Annotated in this window: 15 protein-coding genes; 13 read left to right on the plus strand and 2 right to left on the minus strand. The window is 41.6% G+C overall.

What is annotated here, in order from left to right; all coding sequences use genetic code 11:
* The first annotated feature begins 290 nt into the window (after nucleotides 1–290).
* The 10 genes from H6H03_RS02655 (at nucleotide 291) to H6H03_RS02700 (ending at nucleotide 9,040) form a co-directional block, all read left to right on the plus strand.
* Nucleotides 291–1,496, plus strand: a complete 1,206-nt coding sequence (locus tag H6H03_RS02655) for a sigma-54-dependent Fis family transcriptional regulator (protein ID WP_190953599.1) — start codon at nucleotides 291–293, stop codon at nucleotides 1,494–1,496.
* Nucleotides 1,486–1,875, plus strand: coding sequence for a response regulator (locus H6H03_RS02660; protein ID WP_190953600.1), 390 nt, complete (start codon nucleotides 1,486–1,488; stop codon nucleotides 1,873–1,875). The genes H6H03_RS02655 and H6H03_RS02660 overlap by 11 nt, the downstream gene beginning before the upstream one ends.
* A 211-nt stretch (nucleotides 1,876–2,086) precedes the next feature.
* Entirely contained in the window at nucleotides 2,087–3,616 is a 1,530-nt protein-coding gene (locus H6H03_RS02665) for a YifB family Mg chelatase-like AAA ATPase (protein WP_190953601.1), read from the plus strand.
* 128 nt (nucleotides 3,617–3,744) lie between these two features.
* The gene (locus tag H6H03_RS02670) at nucleotides 3,745–4,107 is read left to right on the plus strand and encodes a hypothetical protein (RefSeq protein WP_190953835.1); all 363 of its coding nucleotides are present in this window, start codon (nucleotides 3,745–3,747) and stop codon (nucleotides 4,105–4,107) included.
* Between the two features lie 11 nt (nucleotides 4,108–4,118).
* Complete coding sequence (locus tag H6H03_RS02675) at nucleotides 4,119–4,535, plus strand: type II toxin-antitoxin system VapC family toxin (RefSeq protein ID WP_190953602.1); 417 nt, start codon at nucleotides 4,119–4,121, stop codon at nucleotides 4,533–4,535.
* A gap of 303 nt (nucleotides 4,536–4,838) precedes the next feature.
* Nucleotides 4,839–5,870, plus strand: coding sequence for a YihY/virulence factor BrkB family protein (locus tag H6H03_RS02680; RefSeq protein ID WP_190953603.1), 1,032 nt, complete (start codon nucleotides 4,839–4,841; stop codon nucleotides 5,868–5,870).
* A gap of 362 nt (nucleotides 5,871–6,232) precedes the next feature.
* On the plus strand, nucleotides 6,233–6,784 hold the full coding sequence (locus H6H03_RS02685) for a DUF421 domain-containing protein (RefSeq protein ID WP_190953604.1): 552 nt from the start codon (nucleotides 6,233–6,235) through the stop codon (nucleotides 6,782–6,784).
* A 40-nt stretch (nucleotides 6,785–6,824) separates the two neighbouring features.
* A complete protein-coding gene (purB, locus tag H6H03_RS02690; RefSeq protein WP_190953605.1) occupies nucleotides 6,825–8,120 on the plus strand; it encodes an adenylosuccinate lyase in 1,296 nt (431 codons plus the stop codon).
* A gap of 19 nt (nucleotides 8,121–8,139) precedes the next feature.
* Nucleotides 8,140–8,421: a hypothetical protein gene (locus H6H03_RS02695; RefSeq protein WP_190953606.1), complete on the plus strand. Its 282-nt coding sequence runs from the start codon at nucleotides 8,140–8,142 to the stop codon at nucleotides 8,419–8,421.
* A gap of 67 nt (nucleotides 8,422–8,488) precedes the next feature.
* Complete coding sequence (locus H6H03_RS02700) at nucleotides 8,489–9,040, plus strand: DUF4126 domain-containing protein (protein WP_190953607.1); 552 nt, start codon at nucleotides 8,489–8,491, stop codon at nucleotides 9,038–9,040.
* A gap of 117 nt (nucleotides 9,041–9,157) precedes the next feature.
* Here H6H03_RS02700 and hemH read toward each other — a convergent pair whose 3' ends face one another.
* On the minus strand, nucleotides 9,158–10,324 hold the full coding sequence (hemH, locus tag H6H03_RS02705; protein WP_190953608.1) for a ferrochelatase: 1,167 nt from the start codon (nucleotides 10,322–10,324) through the stop codon (nucleotides 9,158–9,160).
* Nucleotides 10,325–10,418: 94 nt separating this feature from the next.
* Here hemH and H6H03_RS02710 point away from each other — a divergent pair, with 94 nt between their 5' ends.
* Entirely contained in the window at nucleotides 10,419–11,042 is a 624-nt protein-coding gene (locus H6H03_RS02710; protein ID WP_190953609.1) for a class I SAM-dependent methyltransferase, read from the plus strand.
* A gap of 19 nt (nucleotides 11,043–11,061) precedes the next feature.
* Here H6H03_RS02710 and H6H03_RS02715 read toward each other — a convergent pair whose 3' ends face one another.
* Nucleotides 11,062–11,574, minus strand: a complete 513-nt coding sequence (locus H6H03_RS02715; protein WP_242058171.1) for a DUF3122 domain-containing protein — start codon at nucleotides 11,572–11,574, stop codon at nucleotides 11,062–11,064.
* Nucleotides 11,575–11,758: 184 nt separating this feature from the next.
* Between H6H03_RS02715 and H6H03_RS02720 the strand changes: the two genes are divergently transcribed.
* Nucleotides 11,759–12,814 carry an ABC transporter permease gene (locus tag H6H03_RS02720; protein ID WP_190953611.1) on the plus strand — a complete coding sequence of 352 codons (1,056 nt, stop codon included), beginning with the start codon at nucleotides 11,759–11,761 and terminating at the stop codon, nucleotides 12,812–12,814.
* Nucleotides 12,815–12,928: 114 nt separating this feature from the next.
* Nucleotides 12,929–13,507, plus strand: a complete 579-nt coding sequence (locus tag H6H03_RS02725) for a Uma2 family endonuclease (RefSeq protein WP_190953612.1) — start codon at nucleotides 12,929–12,931, stop codon at nucleotides 13,505–13,507.
* Nucleotides 13,508–13,568: the final 61 nt, after the last annotated feature.

Consider the following 13,568-nt stretch of genomic DNA (forward strand, 5'->3'; position numbering starts at 1 on the left):
TAACCTATGTGACTACACCGATCGCTTACATGAATCATACCCGATCTGATAACGTACAGTCACTTTCTAAATGCTCAGCGATTAATTCCGTATTTTTACTGTACCGTTTTGCTTTGATATCTATGTAAGGTTGTGTAGCTCAATATGTTGTTATTAACTCAAGAATTTTGAGTTTTTTCCAAACCTAGTTAAAACAAAAAATAAAACTAAAATATTCGCTTACTTGCTGTCTAACTGATATTAAAATCTAGAAAATTAAAATCAATCTACTGCTAAGAGTAGTTAGAGCCATGTCTTCTCAAACAACTAATGTATTAGAAGCAGGGCGCATATATAGAAGTATAGGCGCAATACCACCCGATCTTTTGCGTGCAGATATCTATCGTGCTTGGGAAAGATCGCACCTCCAAGGAGCTAATCCCCACACTCTGCAAGCAGAGAGGCTATCAAGTTTAGATACAGAACGTTTGTTAGAAAAACACAGTTATTTACTCAATGCAGTTCGTCCTTATTTCCGAATACTATCACAAGCAGCTGGGAGGGAGCGTCATGCAGTAATGCTAAGCAATCATGAGGCTATCTTGCTAGATGTAATTGGCGATGAACAGACTATACATGGGCCAGAACCATTTCCTTTACCTGGAGCCTTACTATCAGAAGCCGTAGCTGGTGCTAATGGTATTGGCACAACACTAGCTGAAGAAAATTACACAGAAATCGTAGCAGCAGAGCATTTTATTGATGGATTTTACCCATTTACTTGTCAGGGAACTCCTCTGCGTAATGACAAAGGAGAAATTGTTGGAGTCTTTAGTATTTCAGTACGCAATCAAGATGCAGGACAACGCCTGAAAGAGATATTACTGTGTGCTTCCCACGGTATTGAAGCAGAATTTTTGGTAGCTAGCCTCGAAAAAGATGTTCGTGATGTATTGGCATCAAATCCCGATGACTATCAGCCGTTAGAAAACCTGCGTCAGGATATTATCCAAGCACATCAGGCAACAAAGCTGAAACTTGAAATCATATCTCGAATGGTGGCTGTTAACACTTTAGATTATGCGATGCAATTGCTTCAACAGGCAGAGAAATCAATTCAAATATTTCGCCGCCGTGCTAAAGTTTGGCGCGAGTTAGCATCTTTAGAACGTGGTACACCCCAACTCTTGGTACTCACCGATGTTGTGCAGGATTTAGCCGATATTTTATCAACTGAAGCCGCAATTCGCAAAGTGGAAATTGTCATACATTTTTCAGAAAAAATTATAGTATTGGCTGATTTAAAAAGTCTTTTACGTAAGCTGTTTAGTTATTTTTTATCTGCTTTTGAAAGCGCCAGCAAAGGTGGGATAGTAGAAGTGGAGATGGCTAGAATAGTGCATTCTGAATTGGTAAAAGTCACTTTTAACTCAATTCCCGGATTAAATATTTCTCAATCAGATTTGACTTCATATATTTTTACCTTACCTATAGGAAAAAGGGACTATGAAAACTGATAATTTAGTTACGCGTAGAGTACTCATTGCAGATGATGATAACGATAGTCGAGTTCTACTTGCTTTTTTACTCGAACAAGAAGGCTGGGAAGTAAAACAAGCCAAAGATGGCAAAGAAGCTTTAGAAAAAGTGTTTCACGAACAGCCAGATTTATTGATTTTAGATCACAGGATGCCTGAATTCACAGGAAGTGAAGTTTATCAGCATCTCCAAACACGAGGAATTAGTTTAACAATTGTATTGGTTACAGCTTATGGATATTTAGAAGAGTTATCCTCATCTCTAGGTATTTCCTATTTTGTTAGTAAACCATTTGATATTCCAGATTTGCTGAACATTATTGAGTCTGCCTATCAAAAATCTCTGGAGCCAGTGTAAAAGAAAGTTGAAAATAGAGAGTGGAAAGTGAGTAGAGACGCGATTAGCCCTTGTCTGTAAGGAGTGGGGAGGAGAGGAGAAAATCTTTTTTATCCTTAGTTATGGGATTTTTCCGTAAATGACTGGTGGGACAATTGTCTCTGTGGTTTCACCCATGCCAATTTCCTGACTCATTTGCTAGAGATGCTAAAGGTTTACTGTTATATAACAAATGCTTGCTAGAGTCTGGAGTGCATCAATTGTCGGTATCGATGCTGTTAAAGTAGGTGTGGAAGTCGATGTATCAGGAGGATTACCGGGAATTGTTGTCTTGGGCCTTCCAGATTCAGCGATTCAAGAATCAAGAGAAAGAGTGAAGGCAACGCTGAAAAATGCAGGTTTCGCTTTTCCTATGCGAAAAATTGTCATCAATTTAACTCCGGCAGATTTACGCAAAGAAGGACCGTGTTTCGATTTACCTATTAGTGTGGGAATTTTGGCGGCTTCTGAGCAAATTAGCGCTGATTTGTTAGGGGATTATTTATTCTTAGGGGAAGTATCTCTTGATGGCAGTTTGCGTGCGGTGGCTGGTGTGTTGCCGATCGCTGCTGCTGCCGAAAAGATGGGAATTACAGGTTTAGTTCTCCCTGCTGATAATGCCCAAGAAGCCGCAGTGGTTCAAGGTTTGGCTGTTTACGGCTGCCAACATCTGTCTGATGTGGTGAACTTTTTAAATAATCCAGGGCGTTACAAACCTGTGCAGATGTCGGATAATGAGACGTTACATGTAACGTCTCTACATTCCCCAGATTTACAAGATGTTAAAGGACAAACTCATGCGCGTCGTGCTTTAGAAATTGCTGCGGCTGGTGGACACAATCTTATTTTTGTCGGGCCGCCTGGTAGTGGGAAAACTATGTTAGCACGCCGCTTACCGGGAATTTTGCCGCCCTTAAGTTTTGCCGAATCTTTAGAGGTGACTCGGATTCACTCGGTGGCTGGTTTATTGAAAAATCGCGGTTCCTTAGTACGCGATCGCCCTTTTCGCAGTCCCCACCACTCAGCATCCGGCCCTTCTCTGGTAGGCGGTGGTAGCTTTCCTCGTCCTGGGGAAATTTCTTTATCTCACAATGGCATATTGTTCCTCGATGAACTCACAGAGTTTAAACGCGATGTTTTAGAATTTCTCCGCCAACCTCTAGAAGATGGTTACGTAACCATTTCCCGCACCAAATTATCAGTCATGTTTCCCGCACAGTTTACTTTGGTAGCGAGTACCAATCCCTGTCCTTGCGGTTACTATGGCGATACTATCCAACAGTGTACTTGTTCTCCGCGGCAACGCGAGCAATATTGGGCAAAACTTTCTGGGCCGTTGATGGATCGAATTGATTTACAAGTGGCGGTGAATCGCTTAAAACCAGAAGAAATTACCCAACAACCGACGGGAGAAGCATCAACATCGGTGCGTCAACGAGTACAAGAAGCACGCGATCGCGCAAGTATCCGTTTTCAAGCAGAAGCAAATCTGCGTTGCAATGCCCAAATGCAGAGTAGTCATCTGCAAAAATGGTGCAAGCTAGATGATGGAAGTCGCAATTTATTAGAAGCCGCAATTAGAAAATTAGGTTTATCAGCAAGGGCAAGCGATCGCATTCTCAAAGTTGCACGGACGATTGCAGATTTGGCGGCAGAGGAAAAGCTACAACCTAATCATGTAGCAGAAGCAATTCAATATCGCACAATTGATAGAATGCAGTAACAAGGAGCCAGAATTCAGAACTCAGGAGTCAGACAAGCTTGATATTTGGCTTTGAGAGTGAGGTTTTGTACTTCACCAACTTGAAATCTGCTCTATGATTCTAATATATGAGTGAGAGTCCAAACTTTATGAAAATGAATAATTTAGCAGAATCAGAGGTCGCTAATTTAAAAGTCAATATTTTGCTGGAGACTAAAGAAGATGGTAGTGCGATCGCATCTATTTTAGAACTGCCACAGTATCATGTTGAAGCAGCAAATCGCGAACAAGCACTCTTGATGCTAGAACAGCTTTTGGTTGAGCGTATGCAAAAAGTTGAAATCATTCCGATGAAGATTAAAATACCTCAAACTGAGCAATCTCAAAGGCCTTGGATGAAATTTGCAGGGGTATTTAAAGACGATCCAGACTTTGATGCAGTTGGGCAGTATATTCAAGAATATCGTCAAGAATTAGATGCTGCGGAAGATGCAACAGATTCTGATAAATAGAGGCAAGCAAATTGAGTCTTTGGATTCTCGATACTGATAGTGTTTCTCTTTTCCAAAGAGGAAATTTAGAAATTGCTCGTCGCCTAAACATTATTGACGCTAGGGAAATAGCGATTACAATCGTCACTGTCGAAGAACAACTTCGGGGACGATTTCAAGTTATTCGACGAGCGGCTGCTAATGATTTAGTTTCGCCTTATGAGAAACTACAGGTAACATTTGATAGTTTGAAAAGCTTCAATATATTAAGATTTACTCCTAAAGCACAAGAGTTATATACGAATTTACTCCATCAAAAGATTAAAGTTGGTCGCCAGGATTTACGGATTGCTGCAATTGCTCTTTCTGTCGATGGAATTCTGGTCACACGGAACAATCGGGACTTTTCTCAAGTACCTAATTTAGTTTTGGAAAATTGGACTTTATAATTTGATTGCTACAGTTATACTCCTCAAAAGTTCTCTCAATGAGCAAGAAGTTCAGGACAAAATGCAGTAATACCAATTCGTAATTACGAATTACGAATTACGAATTGGTATTACTTATTCTCAACTCAATTTTTTATCGGCTTGCACTGCAATTGATTGTAAATTCTAAATTCTGAATTCTTTCTTACTAAATTACTCCTCAAGGAAGCTACACTAACATCCTTGGGAAGATGTGGCTAATTAGCAAATCAGTATCCAATATATCAGGGACTAAACAACATCCCTTACAAGGAGACTGGCTCAATGAATTTGCAGGCGATTTGGAAGTTGTTCCAAGAGACATTTCAGGAATGGAGTGAGGATAAAGCCTCTCGGTTAGCCGCAGCGTTAGCTTATTACACGATTTTTTCTATTGCACCATTGCTAATTATCGTAATTGCGATCGCCGGTGCAGTATATGGAGAAGAAGCGGCAAGGGGTGAAATTGTTCGACAAATTCAAGGTTTAGTCGGCCCAGAGGGTGCAGAATTCATCCAAACAGCGATTCAGAATGCTAACAAACCACAGACGGGTGTGATGGCTTCGATTATTAGTGTTGGAGTTTTGCTCTTAGGTGCTACTGGTTTATTTACCGAATTGCAAGATTCCCTCAACACAATTTGGGAAGTAAAACCGAAACCCGGACGCACTGTAACTAACATGATTCGCCTACGCTTTCTATCGTTTGCAATGGTGTTAGGTATTGGTTTTTTACTTTTAGTATCTCTGGTAATTAGTGCGGTTTTAGCAGCATTAGCTACTTACTTTAGTAATTTAATACCAGGGGTTGATTTCCTCTGGCAGATTATCAATTTTATCGTTTCTTTCGCCATCACTACATTCCTGTTCGGACTAATTTTCAAAGTTCTACCAGATGTAAAAATTGCTTGGAGTGATGTTTTAATTGGAGCTATGCTCACTTCTTTTTTGTTTTCCATCGGGAGATTTTTATTAGGACAATATTTAGGTAATGGCAGTTTTGGTTCAACCTATGGTGCTGCCGGTTCACTGGTGGTAATTTTAGCTTGGGTTAATTATGCAGCCCAGATTCTTTTCTTTGGTGCTGAGTTTACCCAAGTGTATTCCAGAAGGCACGGAAGTGGGATCACACCTACTAAAAATGCCGTACCTCTTAACAATAAAACTTCTACCGATACAGGAACAAATAGCAATAATACTGCTCAGAAAAAGCAAAGTAATAACAAACGGTCATTTTCTAAATTAATGAGCCGCTTAATTCGCAATTTTACCAAACCAAAACCCTTGAGATATAAAAGAAGATCCCAGCATTTTTAGTTGTTGAAAAATCAAGGTAATTAGTATGTAATTAATTAATCTGTGAAAGCAAAAAAGCTGTGTAGGCGTAGCCCGTCGTAGACCTTGCTTCTTCAATATGACAGTAAAATTTCTACTGTCATATTTCTCATTCATGAGCAAAAGTAATCTTTTTCTAATACAGCAAATTGCAGTTAGACAGATTACACTAAACCATAGTGCATCAACCGGGACTATGAAAGCTTACTCCATCGACTTTTGAGAAAAAATAATTAACGCTTACTCTCAAGGCGATACATTAATTAGAAAAATACAGCCTATGTAGATTATTTTCGATATTCTCAAAAAGATGAAAATACTATAAAGAGAGAAAATAAGTGTTAATGAACAAATTGTTTTTTATCGATTGGCAAGCAATCTTTGTTCCTAGTATTAGCGTCTCGGAATTGGTTATACGGGGGTCGCTGGTTTACTTAGCGCTGTTCTCGGTGCTGCGTTTGCTTCCTAGCCGCCAATTAGGAACTTTAGGAATTACAGATTTACTGGTAGTTGTGTTATTTGCTGAAGCTGCCCAAAACGCTATGGCAACTAATTATACGTCAATTACTGAGGGCGCTATCTTGGTAGGAACTGTGATTTTTTGGAGCTATTTGCTCAACTGGCTAGGCTACAAAATTCCGCAATTTCAACGTTTTATGAATCCGCCACCGCTTTTACTGGTTAAAAACGGCCGGATGATTGAGCGGCATTTGCAACGAGAATTAATTACAGAAGAGGAATTGATGAGCAAGTTACGTCAGCAAGGTGTCGAATTTTTGGCTGATGTAAAATTGGCGTATATGGAAGCTGATGGTAGGATTAGTATCATTACCTCAGACTCAAAGCCTAATTCCATCGCTGGGCAAAAAGTAGAGTTAAAAAGCGATGTACACTAATTAGACTGTAAAATATAGCCGTTGTATTCTGTGCCAGATTGTGATTGAGCGTTATACTCTGCCCGAAATGGGTAATCTGTGGAGTGAAGCCTATAAGTTAAAAACCTGGCTGCAAGTAGAAATCGCAGTTTGTGAGGCTCAGGCTGAGTTGGGTTACATTCCGTCTGAGGCTGTTGAAGAAATTAAAGCCAAGGCAGATTTCGATCCAAAGCGAGTGCTAGAAATTGAAGCTGAAGTTCGCCACGATGTAATTGCTTTCTTGACAAATGTCAATGAATATGTTGGGGATGCCGGACGCTATATTCACCTGGGGTTAACCAGTTCCGATGTACTGGATACAGCTTTAGCACTGCAATTGGTTGCTAGTTTGGATGTGTTATTGCAACGTGTGGAAGATTTGATTGGTGCGATTCGCCAAAAGGCACAGGAACATCGTCATACAGTGATGATTGGTCGATCGCATGGTATTCACGCCGAACCGATCACTTTTGGTTTCAAGCTAGCTGGGTGGTTAGCAGAAGTTTTGCGGCACCAAGAACGCCTGAGAATTCTGCGTCAAACCATTGCCGTGGGTAAGATTTCTGGTGCAGTGGGCACCTATGCCAACGTCGAACCGCGTGTAGAAGCGATCGCTTGCCAAAAACTCGGACTGCAACCCGATACCGCCTCCACACAAGTAATTTCCCGCGATCGCCACGCCGACTATGTGCAGCAATTAGCGCTATTAGCGGCATCCATCGAACGCTTTGCTGTGGAAATTCGGAATCTCCAAAAAACAGACGTTCTAGAAGTCGAAGAATTCTTCGCCAAAGGTCAAAAAGGCTCGTCAGCCATGCCACACAAGCGCAATCCCATCCGCTCAGAACGGCTGACGGGAATCGCACGACTTGTGAGAAGCCATGCCGGTGCAGCCTTGGAAAATGTAGCTTTGTGGCACGAACGGGATATTTCCCACAGTTCCGTAGAACGGGTAATTTTGCCAGATGCTTGCACTTTGACACATTTTATGATTGCAGAAATTACCGACTTAGTGAAAAACCTGCTGGTTTATCCTGAGAACATGGAACGAAATCTTAACTGCTACGGCGGTGTTGTCTTCAGCCAAAAAGTGCTACTTGCCTTGATAGACAAGGGATTGAGCCGCGAAGAAGCCTATGCGATCGTTCAAGGAAGCGCTCACGCCGCTTGGAACAAGCCAGAAGGCAATTTCCAAGACTTAATTAGCAAAGACCCCCGTGTTACCGAAAAATTGTCCCCAGCAGAATTAGAGGTGTGTTTCGACCCCCAACAACATCTGCGGCATTTAGAACAAGTTTACCAACGGCTAGGGATTTAAATTTCATTGGGTATGGGGCATGGGGCAAGCAGGAAGTGTGGGAGGTGTGGGAGGTGTGGGAGGTGTGGGAGGTGTGGGAGGATGGGGAAGCATTAATTCTCTTTCCCCCCACACTCCCCACACTCCCCTATCTCCTCATTTCTCCCCACACTCCCCACACTCCCCACACTCCCCTATCTCCTCATTTCCCCCCACACTCCCCACACTCCCCTATCTCCTCATTTCTCCCCACACTCCCCACACTTCCCCATCTCTCCTCTGCTCCCCACTCCCAAAAAACACTTTCAATCTGCTGCTGTAATTACTACTAACGGTGGGTAGTATACATAACAAATACTTACTTATTTATTTGTGCTGCGAGTGCTTTGATGATTGAAATCCTAGCCACACTCTCTGCCTCAGCGGCAGCAGGAATGAGAATAGGCACACCTTTACTGATTATTGGGCTGTTGCAGGGTAGTAACCTCTGGTCGCAAGTGCCGATTTTATCTCATATTTCTGAGCCAATATTATTAACCTGCCTCACCAGTTGGTCGTTAGTTGAATTATTAGCCTCAAAAAAGCTATGGGGACAAAGACTGCTACAAATGATTCAGTTATCAATGTCTCCTCTTGTAGGGGCAATTATGGGGTTAGCGGTAGCTTCTGCCACAGCAACACCACACTGGCTGATTGGCTTAACTGGCGGTTTGTTAGCTTTGGTACTCCAACTAGTTCAAGTTGGTTGGTTCTATCGGTTACGCGGCTTACCGTTGTGGGCAGTATTTCTTCAAGATACCTTATGTATTGCTCTAGTACTTTTTGCCTTTGATGCTCCTTGGCAAGGAGGATTAATTGCTTTAATTTTGTTGTGGTTTGCAGTTCGTAGCGCCAAGCAGTGGTATGACTGGTATCACAAGGGAGTGGGGCATAGGGCATAAAGATGAGGGAGCAGGGAAGGCTCTTGAGGCAGGGGAAAAGGTTAAAGGGAAAAGGAATAAATTTAATCTTTCCCCTTTTCCCCTTACCCTTTTCCCTTTCCCCATGCCCAATGCCCTTTACTGCAAAATTCCAATCATATGCAATACACCGTGACCGGTAATCAGCTCGATGATTAGAGCAATGAAGCCGAGCATGGCAATGCGACCATTCCAGACTTCGGCGCTAGTAGTTAAACCCCACTCCCAACGCTCTTGGGGATACATCTTCACCCTTTTTTTCATTTGGGCTGCTTGCGACAGCTTGAAACTGGGGTTTTTCAGCGCATCAATTACTAGTTCGGCTAGGGCATTAATAAATACTGGATGGGTGTTGGGAGCAGGTACGCGACGGAAGTTGTGAATTCCTGCTTCTTCTGCGACTTCTCGATACTCAATATCAATTTCTTGTAGTGTCTCAATGTGTTCTGAGACAAAACTGATGGGCACGACTACCAAATCTTTCACGCCTTGCGTGCCCAGTTCTTTCAAGGCATCCTCAGTATAAGGCTGTATCCATTCTACTGGGCCGACGCGGCTTTGATAAGCCAAGGTGTGGGTATTGGGTCGATTGAGGGTCTGCATAATTAAGGCAGTACATTCCTCAATTTCTTGTTGATAGGGGTCGCCTGCTTCTTCAACATAGCTTTTCGGAACGCCGTGAGCGCTGAAGAAGACATGAACTTCATCTGGGTTGGGAAATTGGTCTAATTCTTGGACTATAAGTTCCGCCATTGCTTGGAGGTAGCCTGGTTGTTTGTACCAGGAAGGAATGACGGTGTAATCAATGCGTTGCAGTTTAGGATCTTCTTGCCAAAGCTTTTCTAAAAGCCGGAAGCTGGAACCACTAGTACTGATAGAAAACTGCGGATAAAGTGGTAAGATTACTAGCTGTTCTACATTATCCTGGGTGAGTTGGGCGATCGCCTCTTCTGTATACGGATGCCAATAACGCATTCCCACATAAATATTAGCTTCTTGCCCCAAATAACCCAACTGTTCTTTTAGGGCTTCACCTTGGGCTTCTGTGATCCGCCGCAGTGGGGAACCACCACCGATTTGCTTATAATTTTCTTGAGATGTTCTGGTTCGTCGGGTGGCTATGAACCAAGCTAGGGGTTTTTGCAACCAACGAAACGGTAGGCGAATAATTTCCGGATCGGAAAATAGGTTGTACAAAAACGGCCCAACATCCTCTAGCTTATCGGGGCCACCGAGATTGAGTAATAAGACGCCTACACGACCCATAGCAGTTACTTTCCCCCGATACTTTTCAGGTTTTTTACTAATGTTAACAATATATCTTTATTAAATATAAAGCTTAATAGCAAGGAAATATGCAATGGCAACAATTTTAAGAGATTGGAGTTACCGCTATCAGTGGCTATATGATGGTATTTCTCGTTTAGCAGCCTTAAGTGTAGGTGGTGAAGGTCGTTTTCGACAACTTGCTTTGCAAGGCTTAACAATTGACTCAGCTACTCAGGTTTTAGATTTATGTTGCGGCAGTGGCCAAGCAACACAATTTTTGGTAAAACTGTCACAAAATGTAACAGGGCTGGATGCTTCACCGTTTTCTTTGCAACGGGCACGGCAAAATGTACCGTCAGCTTCCTATGTCCAAGCTTTCGCAGAGGACATGCCATTTGCAGATAATTTGTTTGATGTGGTGCATACCAGCGTTGCACTACACGAAATGCAACCCCAGCAATTGCGAAAGATTATTAATGAGGTTTATCGAGTCTTGAAACCAGGAGGGGTATTTACTCTGGTAGATTTTCACACTCCCACAAATCCAATATTTTGGCCTGGGGTATCGCTATTTTTGTTGTTGTTTGAGACAGAAACAGCTTGGGAATTATTAAAAACTGATTTGCCTGGTTTATTAACAGAAACTGGCTTTGAGGTGGATAAGCCAACTTTGTATGCAGGTGGAAGTTTGCAAGTTATACAAGCAAAGAAGTAAAGGATAGAATTTGATTTCATCAATCAATCTCTGTCACTAGCCATTGCCACTCAGTAACTACAGTCTTGGGTATATTGAGAATCAATGGCTGTCTACTGGAGATGGGCACATAAAGTTTGAGCGCATCGGTTGTTGGCAATTTAGCAAGGACATCCGTTAAGTTATATTCGCCTACATTGGGTGCGGGTGCTGTTAGGGCGTATGCGTCTGATGCACTCAACAATTTTCCTCCTGCTGTTTCAATTAATAGTGGTTGAGGGTGAGCAAGTTCAACAACACCAGGAAAGGCAACCAAGCGCAACCGTAAATCTTTGACTGGATTGTTGTAATTTTGTTTGAAGAGTAGCACTTGCCAAGCATATCCAAATTCATCTTTGATAGATACTTGCGAGTGGTAGCGTAAGACATTAGGGGAGTCATGATGTTGCCGCAGCAGTGCTTGTGCTGGCTCAACACTCCATCCACATACAGCTAATGCTAGAAGAACTACTAAGGCGCAATGCCAAAAATATTGTTGCAATTTTCGCTTCATGCAGCACATTTTACAGCAGAATTCATAACTCAGAATCAAGAATGTGGAGGATTTAACTAGTAAATTAAATATTGAGTAGGGGTTTTAAACCAATTTATTCATCTACCAGCCAGACTCGAATTCATTCTGAATTCTGACTTCTGACTCCTGAATTCTGTTTTGCTACAATTCCTAATTTATATTTATGCTAATTCAACTTGAACCCCGTAGTGTCCCGTCAAAAATATGGCAAGTCTTATCGCCTTTGGTTGCACTACTGGCAACGGTGATTTTAGGATTTGTATTATTTTATTCATTGGGGAAGCCGCCGATCGCAGCTTTGCAAACTTTATTAATTTCGCCTTTAACTAGCTTTTATGGATTGTCAGAATTAACTGTCAAAGCAGCACCGATTTTATTAATTGCTGTTGGTTTATCCGTCTGTTTTCAAGGTAAGGTGTGGAATATTGGTGGAGAAGGACAGTTTACTATCGGTGCGATTTGTGGTGGTGCTGTAGCGTTAGAATTTCCTAGCATTAATAATTATAGTTTATTGCTACTTAGCTTAATAGCTGGTGTGTTGGGTGGTGCGATTTGGGCAAGTATTTCTGCTTGGCTGAAAGTACGATTTAATACGAACGAAATTCTCACAACTTTAATGTTAAATTATATAGCGATTTCTGTTTTAAACTATTTAGTAAATGGGGTATTAAAAGACCCCCAAGGATTTAACTTTCCGGAATCTGCACCCTTTAGTGAATTTGCTAGCTTACAACCTTTAATTGCTGGTACGAGATTGCATTTGGGTGTAATTTTGGCAGTTGTGGCAGCGGTGTTAATTTGGGGAGTATTGCGACAAACGTTTTTTGGTTTTAGTGTGCGGGTAATTGGTTCTAGCACTAAGGCTGCGGTATATGCTGGAATAGAGAGCGATCGCATTATTTGGCTAACCCTCCTCATTAGCGGTGGATTAGCAGGTTTAGCTGGTGTTTGCGAAGTGTTGGGCCCCATTGGCCAACTACGTCTTAGTATTTCCCCTGGTTACGGTTATACTGCTATTATTGCTGCTTTTATCGGTAGATTAAATCCATTGGGTATTATTTTATCCAGTTTATTCATAGCACTTTTGTATGTAGGCAGCGAATTAGTACAAATTAAATTGGGACTTCCTTTAGCTTTAGCTGGAATGTTTCAAGGTATTTTGTTCTTTTTTGTTTTAGCAGCAGATATATTAATTTACAATCGAGTAATAATTAAATGAAGACCAATTTACTAGTCTAAATTATGAATTCTCAATTCTGACTTGTGAATTAGTTAAAAACTGATTAATCAGCACTATTTAGCTACAATCAATCCAAGCTTAAAAAATCTTGGTATGATAGCCATCCCCCAACAACCCCAAAAAATGACCGTTGAGGAATATCTGGAATGGGAACCTCAGCAAGACGTTCGCTACGAATATGTCTATGGCAAAGTGTTTGCCATGACAGGTGGTACAATTCCCCACAATGACATTGCTTTAAATCTCTACACTGTTCTACGTCCTCATCTACGTTCTAGGGGTTGCCGAGTGAATGTGTCAGATGTAAAAGTGCAAGCCAATTTTCAGAATCAGTACTACTATCCTGATGTTATCGTCAGTTGTGACCCTCAAGACATCAACGCCCGCAAATTTATTCAAAACCCCAAGTTGCTTGTCGAAGTTCTTTCTCCTAGTACAAGTGCTAAAGATAGAGGGGAAAAATTCACTCACTACTTGACAATCCCCAGTTTACAGGAATATATCTTGATTGACTCTGAAAAAATCTCCGTTGAGCGTTACTGTCGGGGAGAAGGAAGAATGTGGCTTTACTATCGTTACACTGCTGGAGATACGATCGCTTTCTCAAGCATTGAATTTGAGTTTCCTATAGAATTGCTGTATGAAGGTGTTACTTTAGAAACAGAAGTATAAAAGCGCACCTAGTGTTAGTTGTAAGCTGTAATAAATAAACATTTGTTAGCTAGTTACTAAT

It is taken from the genome of Nostoc paludosum FACHB-159, assembly GCF_014698835.1.
In the GTDB taxonomy this organism is placed as follows: Bacteria; Cyanobacteriota; Cyanobacteriia; order Cyanobacteriales; family Nostocaceae; genus Nostoc; species Nostoc paludosum.